Source organism: Gordonia sp. HS-NH1, from assembly GCF_001418765.1.
Classification (GTDB): Bacteria; Actinomycetota; Actinomycetes; order Mycobacteriales; family Mycobacteriaceae; genus Gordonia.
In genome coordinates, this window is record NZ_LIYC01000052.1 from 1 (window position 1) to 17,668 (window position 17,668).

Here is a 17,668-nt window from a genome sequence, read left to right on the forward strand (position 1 = left end):
GACGGCGGCGACGCCGTCTGACCCCCGCCCGAGTACATAGCCCGAAGCCGCGGAACACGCGGCTTCGGGCTATAAAACGGTGTGGGGGTCGCGGCCCAGATTCGCGCGGCGGTCCGATTCTCGGCGGGCTGAGAAATCTCATCCAGCTGAGCGACGTCGAAGGGCATATTGCCCTCCGCCACCCGTGAGATGGACGAGAAATCGCGGACATCGGCCGGTCCCGATGAAACCGGGTGCCGGTTCGCTGCGTCAAAGCAGGCATGACCTCGGATTGTGGCGTCTTCACACTGAACGAACTGACCGCGCTGGGCTGGACGGCGGAGGACATCAAGCAGGCCCGGCGCACCGAAACCCTGACCCCGCTCGGTTACGGGTGGGTTCGCGCGGCCAACGCCGATTGGCAGGCCGTGGCTGCAGTGACCGCGGGCGGTGCGCTGTCCTGTGTCAGCGCCCTGCGTTTCCACCAGAAACACGGCCACCCCGGGATCTGGATACCGTCGGGGCACAACGAGACCCACGTCCGGCGGAGCAAACACAAGAAGAACGCACCGCGGCCGAGCGGCCCGTTCCGCTGGTGCCAAGGGTTCGGACAACCGCTGCCGGTGAGAACGGCAGTCGACCCGATCACGTTGGCGATCGGTTGCGCGGCGCGATGCCTACCGGCCGAGGAGTGGATCGCGATCGTCGACTCGATCCTCAGCACCACCGAGTGGACCATCCCGGACCTCCAGGCCGACATGGGACGCGTCGCCCGGTCGGTCTCGGCGATGTTCGAGCGGTGCGATCCGCGTTCACAATCCGGGACCGAATCGATCGTCCGGCTCAGACTTATCGCCGCCGGTTTCGACGTGGAGGTGCAACCGTCCATCGGTGACCGCGAGCGAGCTGACCTGCGAACGGGGTCATTGCTCATCGAATGCGACGGCGAGTCGTACCACTCGGACAGGGCGGCCTTCGGCAACGACCGTCGCCGAGACCGGATGACGATGCTCGACCGGTGGATGACGATGCGACTGACGTACGACGACGTGCTCTACGGGTGGGATCAAGTTCTCGAGGAGATCCGTGCGGTCACTCGCCAAGACCGGCATCGCATCCGTCGTCGAGATGACCCGCGACGCGGGATCGTCGAATAAGGACCGTATCTGTCCGCATCTCTTGAGAGTCTTGTGTCACACCACAACCCCAGGAGGAACCGTGAACTGGACACTCGAGCTCGTCATCCTGCCGATCAGCGACGTCGACCGCGCGAAGGACTTCTACTCGAAGATCGGCTTCAACGTCGACCATGACCACGTCGTCTCCGACGAGATCCGCTTCGTCCAGATCACCCCGCCCGGGTCCGCCTGCTCCATCGCCTTCGGCAAGGGGCTTACCGACGCCGAGCCCGGGTCGGTGAAGGGTCTGCAGATCGTCGTCACCGACATCAACGAGGCTCGGGAACAACTGCTCGCGGCGGGCGTCGACCCCGGCGAGGTCGACGAGCAGGCATGGGGCCACTTCGTGTACTTTGCCGATCCGGATGGCAATTCCTGGTCCGTGCAGTACATGCCGTACCGCCAGAACTGACCCCAACGGATTTCGTAGCGACAATGCGGACGTAGCGCGCATTGTCGCTACGAAATCCCGGGTGGCTACCGTGGGATATGCGCTCCCCCATCGACGACTATCTCGAACAAGTCCTGAGTGACTGCCGCGACGACGACGGGGGCGAGGTCGCGACCGGCAATCGCGAACTCGAACAGGCGGATCCGTCGTCGTTCGGCATCGCCCTGGCCACCATCGACGGCACCGTGTACACCGCGGGCGACGCCGACCACGAGTTCTCCATCCAATCCATCGGCAAGGTGCCTGCGTACGCTCTCGCCCTGCGGGACCGGGGACTCGAGACGGTGCTCGAACGGGTCGACACCGAGCCGTCCGGCGACGCCTTCAACGAGATCTCACTCGAGGCGGAGACCGGACGACCGCGCAATGCCCTGATCAACGCGGGCGCGGTCGCCGTCCACGGGATGATCGACGGCTCCGACGCGACCGACCGGACCGACCGGATCATCGATCTCATCAGCACCCTCGCCGGTCGCAGAGTCGAAGTGGACCGGGAGGTGCACCGCGCCGAGCTCGCCTCCGACGACCACAACACGGCCCTGGCCTACCTGCTGCGCTCGGCAGGCAAACTCGACAGCGAACCCGATGACGTCGTCGACGGATACGCCGCCCAGTGTTCGATCCGGGTCTCCTGCCGCGATCTCGCTGTCATGGGGTCCGTACTCGCCAACGGCGGGATGTCGACCGGCAAGGACGAGAGACTGCTCGAAGGCTGGATCACCCGACACGTCCTGTCCGTCATGGCCACGTGCGGCATGTACGACGGCAGCGGCAGCTGGATGGCCAGGGTGGGCATTCCCGCGAAAAGCGGTGTCAGCGGCGCGATCCTGGGCGTGCTGCCCGGGCAGGTGGGGCTCGCGGTGTGGTCGCCGCAGCTCGACGACCAGGGCAACAGCGTGCGCGGCGTCGCGGTCTTCGAACGACTGTCCCGCGACATGGAACTGCACATGATGCACGTGGCGCCCACCGGCCGGCCGGCGCTGCGATCGGCGACCGAACGGGACGGCGCGACCGTCGTCGAACTCCAGGGCGATGTACGTTTCGCCGGGGCGGAGATCGTCGCCAGCCGTGCCTGCGAAGGATTCGCCACCGACGCCGTCGTCCTCGACCTGACCCACGTGCGGGTGATGGACGACGCCGCCCGGCGGCTGATCGGCGAGGTCGCCCGACGCCTCGGTGAGGACTACGACCTGCGCATCGAGGATCCCGATCACCTCATGGACGATGCTTCAGCTGACGACGACTTCTCGGATGGCGACGACACCCCGGACAGCGACGACCCGCCGACCGCCGAAGACTCCTGAAGATCTCGGGACGAGTCCTGACCCGGGGCGGTCAGCTCGCGACGCTTCGCCAGCGGCGGCAACCCGAACCAGCGTCGGCAACTGCGGGTCAGCGTGCTCTGCTCGGAGTACCCGATCTGTCGTGCCACCGCCGACAGCGGGACACCGCGATTCGCGAGCAGCGAGACCGCTAGCTCGCGGCGGGCGTCGTCGACGAGCTGCTCGAAGGTCGCGCCGGCGTCGGCCAGACCCCGCTGCACAGCACGGGGATGCATCATCAGCAGTTTCGACACCGCGTCGAGAGTCGCGGCACCGGCGGGCAGTGCCCGCACGATGAGCTGCGACACCGCGTCGACGAAAGCCGTCTCCCGGTCGTGGCCGGTCATGAACCGGATGGCCACGTCATAGGCGAGTGCGTCGACCCGGCGCAGCGTCTGCTGCATCACCCCGCGGGGGAACACCACCAGGTTGGCCGGCGCCTCGAACTCCACGGGGCAGCCGAAATAGTCGGTGTACACGCGTGGATCGGACATCGCCGGGTGGGCCAGCGTGATCCGGTTCGCCCGGAAGTCGTGTCCCAGTGTCATGTGGAATGTCGACCGGGTGACACCCATCGCGAGTTCGACGACGTGCGGGCGGTAGGGCACACGCTGCAGCACCGTGTCGAATTCGTAGGCGACCTCTCGCTCGCCGTAGTGCATCTGCGCGGTGATGGCCGGGCTGTACACGTGCGCGAAGGCGGAGATCTGCCGGAAGGAATCGCCCACGGTCTCGGCGTTTCGGGCCGCGATCGCCACCGGACCGAGGATGTCCGGGTCTTGACGTGCCGCGAGACGCAGACCGAAGTCGAGCACGCCGAACTCGGCTGCGCACAGGCCGATGATCGTGGACAGGGCGGTGAACGGGACGAACCGGTCGTAGGCACCCACCACCGCAGGGTCCACCCCGACGCGGGCCAGCATCGCGCGGGCGTCGCCGTCGTGTTCCTCGATCAGCTCGGGCAGCTGACTGAGCGACGACGCGCAGATCAGGTCGGCCATGGCACCAACTGTCAAATACACGTCGCGAGATGTCAAGAAATCGGCGTGAATGAGGAGTGATCATGGACACACACGGCCGGACGCTCGACGGCTGACACAGCAGCAAGGAGTACCGAGATGACCACCATCGACTCTGTTCGCACGAGTTTTTTCATCGACGGCGGCTGGCGCGCACCGTCCGGCTCGGCGACGATCCCGGTCATCTCGCCGCTGACCGAAGAGCAGTTCGGCGCGGTACCCGAAGCGACCACCGCCGACGTTGACGCCGCCGTCGCGGCGGCCCGCACCGCCTTCCGGTCGTCGGGCTGGCGCGACCTGTCCCCGGCCGACCGTGCCGCACATCTGCGCCGGTTCGCCGACGAACTCGACAAGCGTGCGGAGGATCGGGCCACCGCGGTCACCGCGGAGAACGGCATGCCGATCGCCTTGTCGCGTTTCGCTGAAGGCGCCGCGCCGGTTCAGTTGCTGCGCTACTACGCCGACCTCGTCGAGTCGACCCCGGTGGAGGAGACGCGTACCAGCCAGCCGTTGCCCGGGACGACGATCGTGCGCCGAGAGGCCATCGGCGTCGTCGGGGCGATCGCGCCGTGGAACTTTCCGGCGATCCTCTCGATGTTCAAGATCGCGCCCGCGCTCGCCGCCGGCTGCACCGTGGTCCTCAAACCCTCCCCCGAGACGAGTCTCGACGCCTACGTCCTCGCCGAGGCGGCCATCGCCGCCGAACTGCCCGCCGGCGTCCTCAACATCGTCAACGGCGGCAGCGAGATCGGCCGCCACCTGGTGTCGCACCCGCAGGTCGACAAGGTCGCGTTCACCGGCTCGACCCCGGCCGGTCGCGAGATCGGCCGTGTCTGTGGCGAACTCATCCGCCCGGTGACCCTCGAGCTCGGCGGCAAGTCCGCCGCCCTGGTGCTCGACGACGCCGACCTGGAGCAGACCGTCGGCGGCCTCGCCACCGCATCGCTGCTCAACACCGGTCAGACCTGCTACATGTCCACCCGAATCCTGGTGCCCGGCAGCCGCTATGACGAGTACCTCGACGCCATCAGTGCGATGTGCGCATCACTGCCGGTCGGCGACCCGATGGACGAGTCCGTGGCGGTGGGTCCGCTCGCCAGTGGCCGGCACCGCGACCGCGTGCTGGCGATGATCAACAGCGCTCGCGAGGAGGGCGGCACCGTCACCACCGGCGGCAGCCGACCATCCGATCTGGACCGCGGGTTCTTCGTCGAGCCCACCGTCTTCGGCGGTGTGGACAACTCGGCCACCATCGCCCGCGAAGAGGTCTTCGGGCCGGTGCTGACCGTGCTGCGCTACGACGACGTCGACGACGCCATCGCTCTGGCCAACGATTCGTCGTACGGCCTGGGCGGAACGGTGTGGACCTCCGACCCCGACCGCGGCGTCGACGTCGCCCGTCGCGTCGAGACAGGGTCGTTCGGGGTCAACTACTTCAACCTCGACTGGGGTTCACCATTCGGCGGCGTCAAGGCCAGCGGCATCGGCCGCGAACTCGGACCCGAGGGGCTCGCCGCCTACCAGAACCTCAAGTCGATCTTCCTGCCGGGCTGAGCAGTACACCACCATATCCTTTCTCCCACAACATATCTCAAGGAGGCGATCGGCATGTCCGATGCCGGGCTCACCGCTGCCAAGGCGCTGGTGAACGACACCCTCTCACTGCTGGACCGGCTCACGCCCGCCGACTGGACAGCCGACAGCGCGTGCCATGGGTGGCGCGTACACGACGTCGTCACCCACATGGGGTTCTTCTTCAACTTCATCGCCGACCCCGACCTGGTCTTCCCCGACAATCCGAGCGGGAAGTCCGAGCGGCTCAACGACGCCGCGGTGCGCGAGCGCGCCGACTGGACGTCGGAGCAGGCCGTCGACTACTACCGCTCACAGTCGGAGGCGGGCCTCGCCACCCTCGCGGCGCTGCAGGGCGAGGACCTGCGGGACCAGCCGCTGGACATGCTCGACCTGGGCACCTACCGGCTGCATCAGCTCAGCGACGCCGTCGCCTTCGACCACCTGGTGCACCTCACCAGCGATCTGCTGCAGCCGTTCGGGCCGCTGGATTCCGCCGAGGTGTCGGTCAGTGCCGCCATCGATCCGGCCATCGACTGGATGATCGCCGGGTTGCCCCAGATGAACGGCGCCGCACTGCATCCCACCCTCACACGACCGGTCGGCCTGCATCTCACCGGCGCCACGGATCGCTCGTTCGTCGTCGACCGGGACACCGCCGGCACGATCGTCACCGTGCGCGAGACCGACGACCTGCCGTCCGACGTCGCGACCTCCTCGGCCACCGACTTCCTGCGCTGGGGCACCACCCGCGGCGCCTGGCGGTCCGCGGTCACCGTCAACGGCGACCGACAGCACGTCGCCCGCGTCCTCGACGCCATCGACATCGTCTGACGCCACCGACCACTCATCCTCACCTGCAATCGATCTCACACCCTGAACGGAGTACACCCATGTCCGAGTACCTGAAGGACAAGGTCATCGTCATCACCGGAGCCGGCAGCGGCTTCGGCAAGCTCATCGCGGAGAAGACCGCGGCCGTCGGCGCGCATGTCGTCGGGGTCGACGTCAACGCCGACAACGTCAACGCCGTCGTCGAGGGCATCCGCACGGCCGGCGGCTCGGCCTTGGCACAGGTCGCCGATGTCACCGACATGGAGCAGGTCACGGCCGCGGCGACGGCGGCGGTCGAGCAGTTCGGTGCCATCGACGTCCTCGTGAACAACGCGGGCGTCATGCCGCTGGCCTACTTCGCCGATCACGCACGCGCATGGCAGAAGTGGCACGCCGCCATCGACATCAACATCAAGGGCGTCGTCAACGGCATCTCGGCGGTCTACGACCAGATGATCGCCCAGGGTCGTGGTCAGGTCGTCAACATCTCGTCGATCTACGGCAACGCCGGCATCGAGGGTTCGGGCGTGTACAGCGCGACCAAGGCCGCGGTCACCACCATCTCGGACTCACTGCGCATCGAGGCCAAGGGCAAGATCAAGGTCACCACCGTCAAGCCGACCGGCATCACCGGCACCAATCTCGCGAGCTGGATCGTCAACGACACCGCGATCATGGGCCTCGTCGGCCAGCGGGCCGCGTCGTACGGAGAGCACGTCACCGCCCTCATGAACGACGACCTGCCCGCCGAACTCACCGACGTCGACTCCATCAAGTACTGGCTGATCAAGCCCGACGACCTCGCCGACGCTGTCGTGCACGTCATCGATCAGCCCTGGGGCATCAGCCTGTCCGATGTGACCGTGCGTGCCAGCGGCGAGGACTACCTGTACTAGATCGACTCGCCCCACTCAGTCACGAGGAGTGTTGATGTACCCCGGAGCCCATCTCTCCACCCGCCCACACGATCCCGCGGTCATCATGGCCGAGTCCGGGGAGACGGTCACGTTCACGCAGTTGGAGACCCGGTCCATCCAGGTGGCCCGGGCCCTCGCCGACCGCGGCCTGCGCCCGGGCGACCACCTCGCGGTGCTCGCCACGAACACCGCGCGGGTCTTCGACATCTATTGGGCGGCAATGCGATCAGGCCTCTACCTGACCATGGTTAACTGGCACCTCACCGCGGCCGAGAGCGCCTACATCGTGACCGATTGCGGCGCAAAGGCACTGATCGTCGACGCCGCTCTCGGCGACCTCGGCGCCGAGCTGACACCGCTCACGCCCGGTGTCGGGACACGGTTGGCCTACTCCGGCCGGATCGTGGGCCACGATGACCTCGACTCCGCCGCGTCGGAGCAACCGACCAAGCCGCCGGCGAATCAGCCGCGGGGTGCGGACATGCTCTATTCGTCCGGCACCACCGGCCGCCCCAAGGGCATCAAACCCGAGCTGCCGAACCGCCAGATCGGCGACCCCGGTGACACCATGACGGCGATGAACGAATCGGTGTGGGGCGTCGGACCCGACACCGTGTACCTGTCGCCCGCGCCGCTGTATCACGCCGCGCCACTTCGGACCTGCGCCTCGGTGCAGGCGCTCGGTGGCACGGTGGTGGTGATGGAGCGGTTCGACGCGGAACGGGCGCTGGCGCTCATCGAGGAGCATCGCGTCACCTACAGCCAATGGGTGCCGACGATGTTCGTGCGTATGCTGCGGCTCCCCGAGGAGGTGCGCACCCGGTACGACATGTCGAGCCTGCAGGTGGCGGTGCACGCCGCCGCGCCGTGTCCGGTCGACGTCAAACGGGCCATGATCGACTGGTGGGGCCCGATCCTCTCCGAGTACTACTCGTCCACGGAACTCAACGGCCTCACCATCGTCGACACTCCGGAGTGGCTGGAACATCCGGGAACGGTGGGCCGAGCGGTGCTGGGGAACATCCGGGTCTGTGACCCCGCGGGTGCCGAGGTACCCACCGGCACCATCGGCACGATCTACTTCGAGCGAGACCAGTTGCCCTTCGAGTATCACAACGACCCCGAGAAGACCCGTGCCGCAAAGCATCCCGATTATCCGACCTGGACGACGACCGGGGACGTCGGTTACGTCGACGACGACGGTCATCTCTTCCTCACCGACCGGGACTCGTTCCTCATCATCTCGGGAGGGGTGAACATCTATCCGCGGGAGATCGAGGACGCCCTCCTCTCCCACCCGTCGGTGCTCGACGCCGCGGTCATCGGGGTGCCCGACCCCGATCTCGGCGAGCGGGTGACAGCGGTAGTACAACCGGTCGAGGGGCAGCACGGGGACGACGACCTCGCCGACGCGCTGCTGGAACACCTGCGACCGCGGATCGCGCGGTTCAAGTTGCCGCGCGAGGTGATCTTCCGAGACACCCTGCCGCGCACGCCGACCGGGAAACTGATCAAGCGCAACCTCTGACCCTTCGAGGCTCGTCGCTCACGCTCCTCGCACCACACGGCACCTTCTCAAAACACCGCGCCGTGCCTTCGGGCCGGCCATAGACTGGCCCGATGTCCGGGAGATGGCTCCGCTGGCCCTTGATCGCGACGCTCGCGGCCATGATCGTGTTGGTCGGAGCAACTCCCCCGAGCGCATCCGCCGCGCCGGCCGCCCGTCCAGAAGTGGTCGTGTCGTCGTCGATCGCCACCGAATGTGCGGGTAAGCCCGTCCGGGTCGCGGCCCGCTGGTACTTCCCACCCGGTCAGCCCGCTGCGGTCGTCTGGCTCCAGCACGGCTTCTCCCGGACCGCGGCCAACCTCGACATCGTCGCCCGCGCGTACGCCAACGCCGGCTTCCTCGTCGTGAGCCCGACGCTGGACTCGGTCAACCTCGGCGGGTGCGCCGTCGCCTACAACATCGCCGACAACGCGGCTTTCGCCCGCACGATCGGCGGGGTGTTCGGTTCGGGACAGGAACTCGACAGTCCGCTCGCGGCGAGCCTGCTGCGTGCACGAGACGCCGCCGGACGGACCGACGTGACCATGCCCTACCGGATGGTCTTCTCGGGGCATTCGGCCGGCGGTGAGTTCGTCGTCGTGGCGGCCGACGCACTCCGCCGAGCCGACCCGGTCGCCTACCGGCGGCTGGCCGGACTCATGTTGTTCGATCCGGTCAACTCGTTCTTCGGCGGTCGCTTCACCGCTGCCGCAGAGACTCTCGGCGCCAATCGGCTGCCGATCCGGGTCATCGCGTCGCAGCCCTCGGTGTCCAACAACTTCGGCCAGGGTGTGTCCGTCCTGCAACGGACGACGCGGCAGGCGTTCCTCGGCTCGCGACTGGTCACCGGCATCCACATCGACGCCGAAGGCGAGTCGACCGACCTGATCGGCGAACTGTCCGAACTGGCCGTCCCGCGTCCCCGCAACGGCCGGGTCCTCCGCACGCTGGCCACCGGCTGGTCGTCGGACATGGTGGCCGATACCGTCACCGCGACCTACTACCCCGGCGGCCGCTACTACGACCATCTGCTCGACACCCGCACCGTCACCACACTGCCCGTGGGCTGAGCAAAACGCGAAACGGCCCCCGCACTCGCGATGAGTGCGGGGGCCGCGTCGTGTTCGGGTCAGTGACTACCGGTAGTCGTTGGAGAACCCGTAGTCGTCCAGCGGCACCGCAGCGCCGGCCGGAGCACCGAAGGTGCCGTCCGGGCTGTAGTAGGTGTCGTCGTACGACGGCACCGCGTATGCCGCGGCACGCGCCTCCTCGGTCGGCTGAACCTGGATGTTGCGGTATCGGTTGATACCGGTACCGGCCGGGATCAACTTACCGATGATCACGTTCTCCTTCAGACCGATCAGCTTGTCGCTGCGGCTGTTGATCGCCGCGTCGGTCAGGACACGCGTGGTCTCCTGGAACGACGCCGCCGACAGCCACGACTCGGTCGCCAGCGAGGCCTTGGTGATACCCATCAGCACCGGACGTCCGGCTGCGGGCTCGCCGCCCTCGGTCACGACCTGACGGTTGGCCGCCTCGAACTCGGCGCGCTCGACGAGCGAACCGGGCAGGAACTCGGTCGAACCGTGGTCGATGATCGTCACGCGACGCAGCATCTGACGCACGATGGTCTCGATGTGCTTGTCGTGGATCGACACACCCTGGCTGCGGTAGACCTCCTGGACCTCGTTGACCAGGTGGATCTGCACCTGACGGGGACCCATGACGCGCAGCACCTCGTGCGGGTTGGCCGAGCCCTCCATGAGCTGCTGGCCGACCTCGACGTGGTCGCCGTCGGCGAGGAGCCGCTCGGAACCGTCGTCGTGCTTGAACACGCGCAGACGCTGACGCTTCGAGATCTTGTCGATGACGACCTCTTCCGAACCATCGTCCGGGATGAGGGTGATCTTGTAGAAGCGGTCGTCGTCCTCGAGGCGCACCCGGCCCGAGACCTCCGCGATCGGCGCGACGCCCTTGGGGACGCGGGCCTCGAAGAGCTCCTGGACACGCGGCAGACCACCGGTGATGTCGTCACCGACGCCACCCTGGTGGAACGTACGCATCGTCAGCTGGGTACCGGGCTCACCGATCGACTGGGCCGCGATGATACCGACGGCCTCGCCGATGTCGACGAGCTTGCCGGTGGCCATCGAACGGCCGTAGCACATCGCACACACACCGGTGCCGGTCCCACAGGTCAGGACCGAACGGACCTTGACATGCGTGATGCCGGCGGCCAGCAGTGCCTCGATGGCCGGGTCGCCCAGGTCGTGACCGCGCTCGACGATGACGTTGCCGTCGGCGTCGACCGCGTCCTGCGCCAGCGTGCGGGCGTAGGTCGAGGTCTCGACATGTGCGTCGCGGATGAGCGAGCCGTCGGCCTGCTTCTCGGCGATGGTCGTGGTGATGCCACGCTCGGTGCCACAGTCGGTCTCACGCACGATGACGTCCTGCGACACGTCCACCAGACGGCGGGTCAGGTAACCCGAGTCGGCGGTACGAAGCGCGGTGTCGGCCAGACCCTTACGGGCGCCGTGCGTGTTGATGAAGTACTCGGCGACGGTCAGGCCCTCGCGGAACGAGGACTTGATCGGACGCGGGATGAACTCACCCTTCGGGTTGGTCACCAGACCCTTCATGCCCGCGAGCGAGCGGATCTGGGTCATGTTGCCCGCGGCACCCGACTTCACGATCATCGGGATCGGGTTGTCGTCCGGGTAGTGCGCCTCCATGGCCGCACCGACCTCTTCGGTCGCCTGCTTCCAGATCTCGACCAGCGAGTCACGACGCTCATCCGGGGTGAGGGCACCGCGCTGGAACTTGCGCTCCAGACCGTCGGCCCGCTCCTCGTACTTGTCGAGGATCTCGGCCTTCTGCGGCGGCACGAGCACGTCGGCCATCGAGATGGTGACGCCCGAACGGGTGGCCCAGTAGAAGCCGACGTCCTTCAGCTTGTCAACGGTCTGGGCGACCACGATCATCGGGTAGCGCTCGGCGAGATCGTTGATGATCACGGCCTGACGCTTCTTCGGCATCTGCTCGTTGACGAACGGGTACTGGATCGGCAGCAGCTCGTTGAACAGCACACGACCCAGCGTGGTCTCGATGTCCCACGCCTGACCGTACTTCCAGCCGTCCGGGAACTGCTCGGCCTCGATCTCGGCCGGCGGACGCTGATCGGTCAGACGCACCTTGATCCGCGAACGCACGGTGAGTGCACCACGATCGACGGCCATGATGGCCTCCGACGGGTTCGAGTAGACGCCGCGCTCGACGTCGTCGCCCGTGGCCGGGGTGTACTCGCCGATCGCACCCTCCTGGAGGGTGGTCAGGTAGTACAGACCGGTCACCATGTCCAGACGCGGCATGGCGAGCGGGCGGCCCGACGCCGGCGACAGGATGTTGTTCGACGACAGCATCAGGATGCGTGCCTCGGCCTGCGCCTCCGCCGACAGCGGGAGGTGCACGGCCATCTGGTCACCGTCGAAGTCGGCGTTGAAGGCCTCACACACCAGCGGGTGGAGCTGAATGGCCTTGCCCTCCACCAGCTGCGGCTCGAAGGCCTGGATGCCGAGGCGGTGCAGCGTCGGTGCACGGTTCAGCAGCACCGGGTGCTCGGAGATGACCTCTTCGAGGACGTCCCACACCGCGGGACGCTGACGCTCGACCATGCGCTTGGCCGACTTGATGTTCTGCGCCTGATTCAGGTCGACCAGACGCTTCATCACGAACGGCTTGAACAGCTCGAGAGCCATCAGCTTCGGCAGACCACACTGGTGCAGCTTGAGCTGCGGACCGACGACGATGACCGAACGGCCCGAGTAGTCGACGCGCTTGCCGAGCAGGTTCTGACGGAAACGACCCTGCTTGCCCTTGAGCAGATCGCTCAGCGACTTCAGCGGGCGGTTGCCCGGTCCGGTGACCGGACGGCCGCGACGACCGTTGTCGAAGAGTGCGTCGACCGACTCCTGCAGCATCCGCTTCTCGTTGTTGACGATGATCTCGGGAGCACCCAGATCGATCAGTCGCTTGAGGCGGTTGTTGCGGTTGATCACGCGGCGGTACAGGTCGTTGAGGTCAGAGGTCGCGAAGCGGCCACCGTCGAGCTGCACCATCGGGCGCAGCTCCGGCGGGATCACCGGCACGGCGTCGAGGACCATGCCCAGCGGCGAGTTGCCCGACTGCTGGAACGCCGCGACGACCTTGAGTCGCTTGAGCGCACGCAGCTTCTTCTGGCCCTTGCCGCTACGGATGGTCTCGCGCAGCGACTCGGCCTCGGCGTCGATGTCGAAGGTCTCGAGGAGCTTCTTGATCGCCTCGGCACCCATCGAACCCTGGAAGTACTCGCCGTAGCGCTCTTCGAGCTGACGGTAGAGCTTCTCGTCGATGATCAGGTCGCCCAGCGAGAGCTTGACGAACTTGTCCCAGATCTCCTCGAGACCGTCGAGCTCGCGCTGCGCGGCGTCGCGCATACGACGCATCTCGCGCTCGGCACCGTCGCGCACCTTGCGGCGCACGTCGGCCTTGGCGCCCTCGGCCTCCAGCTCGGCGAGATCCTGCTCGAGCTTCTGCTGACGCTCGTTCAGGTCGGCGTCGCGCTGGTCGGCGACAGCCTTCTTCTCGACCTCCATCTCCGCTTCGAGCGTCGAGAGCTCGTTGTGGCGGAGCTCGTCGTCGACCGCGGTGATGACGTAGGCGGCGAAGTAGATGATCTTCTCGAGATCCTTCGGCGCCAGGTCGAGCAGGTAGCCCAGCCGGCTCGGCACACCCTTGAAGTACCAGATGTGCGTGACCGGTGCGGCCAGCTCGATGTGGCCCATGCGCTCACGGCGCACCTTGGCCTTGGTCACCTCGACGCCGCAGCGCTCGCAGATGATGCCCTTGAAGCGGACGCGCTTGTACTTACCGCAGTAGCACTCCCAGTCCCGGGTGGGGCCGAAGATCTTCTCGCAGAACAGGCCGTCCTTCTCGGGCTTGAGCGTGCGGTAGTTGATCGTCTCCGGCTTCTTGACCTCACCGTATGACCAGTTGTGGATGTCGTCGGCTGTCGCCAGACCGATCTTCAGTTCGTCGAAAAAGTTGACGTCGAGCACTTGTTACCTTTCCAGAGCTCTGTTGTCAGTGGGCGCGGGCGCCGGGAGTGAATCCGGCGCCCGGCCCGAGGTGGTGAGGGTCAGTTGGCGAGATCGTCGACGGTGGCCGACTCGTTGCGCGACAGGTTGATGCCGAGGTTGGCAGCGGCGCGCTCCAGGTCCTCGTCGTCGGTGTCGTGCATCTCGATGGCCGCACCGTCGGAGCTCAGCACCTCGACGTTCAGGCACAGCGACTGAAGCTCCTTCAGCAGCACCTTGAACGACTCGGGGATACCCGGCTCCGGGATGTTCTCGCCCTTGACGATCGCCTCGTAGACCTTCACGCGGCCCACCACGTCGTCCGACTTGATGGTCAGCAGCTCCTGCAGCGTGTACGCCGCGCCGTAGGCCTGCATGGCCCAACACTCCATCTCACCGAAACGCTGACCACCGAACTGCGCCTTACCACCGAGCGGCTGCTGGGTGATCATCGAGTACGGACCGGTCGAGCGAGCGTGGATCTTGTCGTCGACCAGGTGGTGCAGCTTGATGATGTACATGTAGCCGACCGACACCGGGTACGGGAACGGCTCGCCGGAACGACCGTCGAACAGCGTCGCCTTGCCGTCGCCGTTGACCATCACCTCGCCGTCGCGGTTCGGCAGCGTCGAGGACAGCAGTCCGGTCAGCTCCTCCTCGCGAGCGCCGTCGAACACCGGGGTGGCGGTGTTGGTGTCGGGCTCGGCCGAGTACATGTCCTCGGGCAGCCTCGAAGCCCACTCCGGCACACCCTCCGCGACGTTGATGTTCCAGCCGGCCTTGGCGACCCACCCGAGGTGGGTCTCCAGGATCTGACCGATGTTCATACGACGCGGCACACCGTGGGTGTTCAGGATGATGTCGACCGGGGTTCCGTCGGGCAGGAACGGCATGTCCTCCTGCGGGAGGATCTTGCCGATGACGCCCTTGTTGCCGTGACGACCGGCGAGCTTGTCGCCGTCCTGGATCTTGCGCTTCTGGGCCACGTACACGCGGACCAGCTCGTTGACGCCGGGAGCCAGGTCGTCGTCGTCCTCGCGGCTGAACACGCGCACGCCGATGACCTTGCCGGTCTCGCCGTGCGGCACCTTCAGCGAGGTGTCGCGGACCTCACGGGCCTTCTCACCGAAGATCGCGCGCAGCAGACGCTCTTCCGGGGTCAGCTCGGTCTCGCCCTTCGGGGTGACCTTGCCGACCAGGATGTCGCCGTCGCGGACCTCGGCACCGATACGCACGATGCCGCGCTCGTCGAGATCGGCGAGCACCTCGTCGGAGACGTTCGGGATGTCCCGGGTGATCTCCTCGGCACCGAGCTTGGTGTCGCGGGCGTCGATCTCGTGCTCCTCGATGTGGATCGAGGTGAGCACGTCCTCTTCGACGAGACGCTGGCTCAGGATGATCGCGTCCTCGTAGTTGTGACCCTCCCACGGCATGATCGCCACGAGCAGGTTCTTGCCGAGCGCCATCTCACCGTTCTCGGTGCAGGGGCCGTCGGCGAGAACCTGGCCGGACTCCACGCGCTGACCCTCGTCCACGATCGGACGCTGGTTGGCACACGTGCCGTGGTTGGAACGCGCGAATTTGCGCATCCGGTAGGTGTCGCGGGTGCCGTCGTCGGACATGACGGTGATGTAGTCGGCCGAGACCTCTTCCACCACACCGGTCTTGCCCGACACGATGACGTCACCGGCGTCGACGGCGGCACGCAGCTCCATGCCGGTGCCGACCAGCGGCGACTCGTTGCGCACCAGCGGCACGGCCTGACGCTGCATGTTCGCACCCATCAGGGCGCGGTTGGCGTCGTCGTGCTCGAGGAACGGGATCATCGCGGTCGCGACGGACACCATCTGACGCGGCGAGACGTCGAGGTACTCGACGTCGGTCGCGCCGACGAACTCGACCTCGGAGCCCTTCTTGCGCACCAGGACACGCTCGTCGGTGATGCGGCCGTTGCCGTCGAAGTTGGTGTTCGCCTGCCCGATGAGGAAGCGGTCCTCCTCGTCGGCGGTCATGTACTCGATCTCGTCGGTGACCACACCGTCGACGACCTTGCGGTACGGCGTCTCGATGAAGCCGAACGGGTTGACCCGCGCGTACACCGACAGCGAACCGATCAGACCGATGTTCGGACCCTCAGGGGTCTCGATCGGACACATGCGGCCGTAGTGCGACGGGTGCACGTCGCGCACCTCGAGGCCGGCGCGCTCACGGCTCAGACCACCCGGGCCCAGCGCCGACAGACGACGCTTGTGGGTCAGACCCGACAGCGGGTTGTTCTGGTCCATGAACTGCGACAGCTGGCTGGTCCCGAAGAACTCCTTGATCGCCGCCACGACGGGACGGATGTTGATCAGGGTCTGCGGGGTGATCGCCTCGACGTCCTGGGTGGTCATGCGCTCACGCACGACACGCTCCATACGCGAGAGGCCCACGCGGATCTGATTCTGGATCAGCTCGCCGACGGTACGCAGGCGACGGTTGCCGAAGTGGTCGATGTCGTCGACCTCGACGGGCACCTCGACGCCACCGGGGACGGTCATGTAGGTGGTCGTGTGCGGGTCGGCCTCGTGCAGACGCACCAGGTACTCGACGGTCGCGATGATGTCCTCGCGGGTCAGCGTCGACTCACCCACCATCGGGTTGCCGGTCAGGCCCAGCTTCTTGTTGACCTTGTAACGGCCCACGCGAGCGAGGTCGTAACGCTTGTCCTTGAAGAACAGGTTCTCCAGGAGGTTCTCCGCGGACTCCTTGGTCGGCGGCTCACCCGGACGCAGCTTGCGGTAGACCTCGAGCAGCGCCTCGTCCTGGTTCCCGGTGTTGTCCTTCTCCAGGGTCGACATCATGATCTCGGAGAAACCGAAACGCTCAGTGATCTCCTCGGCGGTGAAGCCCAGCGCCTTGAGCAGCACGGTGACCGGCTGACGGCGCTTGCGGTCGATACGCACACCGACGGTGTCACGCTTGTCGACGTCGAACTCCAGCCACGCACCGCGACCCGGGATCACCTTGACGGTGTGCAGGGTCTTCTCGGTGGTCTTGTCGATCGAGGCGTCGAAGTACACGCCCGGGCTACGGACCAGCTGGCTCACCACGACACGCTCGGTGCCGTTGATGATGAAGCTGCCCTTTTCGGTCATGATCGGGAAGTCGCCCATGAAGACGGTCTGCGACTTGATCTCGCCGGTGTTGTTGTTGATGAACTCCGCGGTGACGAACAACGGCGCCGCGTAGGTCATGTCCTTGTCCTTGCACTCCTCGACGGAGGCCTTGACCTCGTCGAAGTGCGGCTCGGAGAACGACAGGGACATGGAACCGGAGAAGTCCTCGATCGGGGACAGCTCGTGGAGGATGTCCTCGAGCCCGCCGGTCGGGTTCTCGTCACCGCGGGCGATCGCCTTGGCGCGCCACTCCGGCGAACCGACGAGCCATTCGAATGAATCGAGTTGGAGGTCGAGGAGGCCGGGGACCTCCAGCGGCTCGCTGATCTTTGCAAACGACGCGCGATGCGGCGCGCCGGGGATTGTTGAGGTGGACTGGCGGTTGACTGCCAAGATGCGTCCTTCCAACACGACGTTATTCACAACCTAGATGTGCAGTACGTGGCTTGATGGGCCGTTCGCTGGTGACACCCTGGGATCGGCGATCACCGCAGCACACACGTCTAAGGAGTGGCCGAAGAAGGATCGATAGATGGACAGGAGGCAGCCAGCGCAACGTCCAACTGTAGCAGAAAATAGAC

At 66.5% G+C, this 17,668-nt stretch carries 11 protein-coding genes; 8 read left to right on the forward strand and 3 right to left on the reverse strand.

The features are described 5' to 3' along the window. The first annotated feature begins 260 nt into the window (after nt 1-260). The 3 genes from AMD30_RS22105 to glsA all read left to right on the forward strand — a co-directional run bounded on the left by AMD30_RS22105 (nt 261) and on the right by glsA (nt 2,912). Nucleotides 261-1,136: an endonuclease domain-containing protein gene (locus tag AMD30_RS22105; protein ID WP_055477123.1), complete on the forward strand. Its 876-nt coding sequence runs from the start codon at nt 261-263 to the stop codon at nt 1,134-1,136. A 61-nt stretch (nt 1,137-1,197) separates the two neighbouring features. Continuing rightward, entirely contained in the window at nt 1,198-1,569 is a 372-nt protein-coding gene (locus tag AMD30_RS22110; protein ID WP_055477124.1) for a glyoxalase superfamily protein, read from the forward strand. A gap of 77 nt (nt 1,570-1,646) precedes the next feature. Further along, nucleotides 1,647-2,912, forward strand: coding sequence for a glutaminase A (gene glsA / locus AMD30_RS22115; protein WP_055477125.1), 1,266 nt, complete (start codon nt 1,647-1,649; stop codon nt 2,910-2,912). Here the strand turns inward: glsA and AMD30_RS22120 are convergent. Then, entirely contained in the window at nt 2,819-3,931 is a 1,113-nt protein-coding gene (locus tag AMD30_RS22120; protein WP_055477126.1) for an AraC family transcriptional regulator, read from the reverse strand. The two genes, glsA and AMD30_RS22120, sit on opposite strands and share 94 nt — an antisense overlap. Nucleotides 3,932-4,048: 117 nt before the next feature. Between AMD30_RS22120 and AMD30_RS22125 the strand changes: the two genes are divergently transcribed. The 5 genes from AMD30_RS22125 to AMD30_RS22145 all read left to right on the forward strand — a co-directional run bounded on the left by AMD30_RS22125 (nt 4,049) and on the right by AMD30_RS22145 (nt 9,888). Continuing rightward, complete coding sequence (locus AMD30_RS22125; protein ID WP_055477127.1) at nt 4,049-5,503, forward strand: aldehyde dehydrogenase; 1,455 nt, start codon at nt 4,049-4,051, stop codon at nt 5,501-5,503. A gap of 54 nt (nt 5,504-5,557) precedes the next feature. After that, nucleotides 5,558-6,355 carry a maleylpyruvate isomerase N-terminal domain-containing protein gene (locus AMD30_RS22130; RefSeq protein ID WP_055477128.1) on the forward strand — a complete coding sequence of 266 codons (798 nt, stop codon included), beginning with the start codon at nt 5,558-5,560 and terminating at the stop codon, nt 6,353-6,355. 59 nt (nt 6,356-6,414) lie between these two features. Then, complete coding sequence (locus tag AMD30_RS22135) at nt 6,415-7,251, forward strand: SDR family oxidoreductase (RefSeq protein ID WP_055477129.1); 837 nt, start codon at nt 6,415-6,417, stop codon at nt 7,249-7,251. Between the two features lie 34 nt (nt 7,252-7,285). Continuing rightward, nucleotides 7,286-8,800: an acyl-CoA synthetase gene (locus AMD30_RS22140; RefSeq protein ID WP_055477134.1), complete on the forward strand. Its 1,515-nt coding sequence runs from the start codon at nt 7,286-7,288 to the stop codon at nt 8,798-8,800. 92 nt (nt 8,801-8,892) lie between these two features. After that, nucleotides 8,893-9,888 (forward strand): alpha/beta hydrolase, encoded by a 996-nt coding sequence (locus AMD30_RS22145; protein ID WP_055477130.1) that lies wholly within the window; start codon nt 8,893-8,895, stop codon nt 9,886-9,888. Nucleotides 9,889-9,954: 66 nt separating this feature from the next. Here AMD30_RS22145 and AMD30_RS22150 read toward each other — a convergent pair whose 3' ends face one another. Both AMD30_RS22150 and rpoB read right to left on the reverse strand, forming a co-directional pair. Continuing rightward, entirely contained in the window at nt 9,955-13,911 is a 3,957-nt protein-coding gene (locus AMD30_RS22150; RefSeq protein WP_010844665.1) for a DNA-directed RNA polymerase subunit beta', read from the reverse strand. An 80-nt stretch (nt 13,912-13,991) separates the two neighbouring features. Continuing rightward, nucleotides 13,992-17,480 carry a DNA-directed RNA polymerase subunit beta gene (gene rpoB, locus AMD30_RS22155; protein WP_035718262.1) on the reverse strand — a complete coding sequence of 1,163 codons (3,489 nt, stop codon included), beginning with the start codon at nt 17,478-17,480 and terminating at the stop codon, nt 13,992-13,994. Between the last annotated feature and the right edge of the window lie 188 nt (nt 17,481-17,668).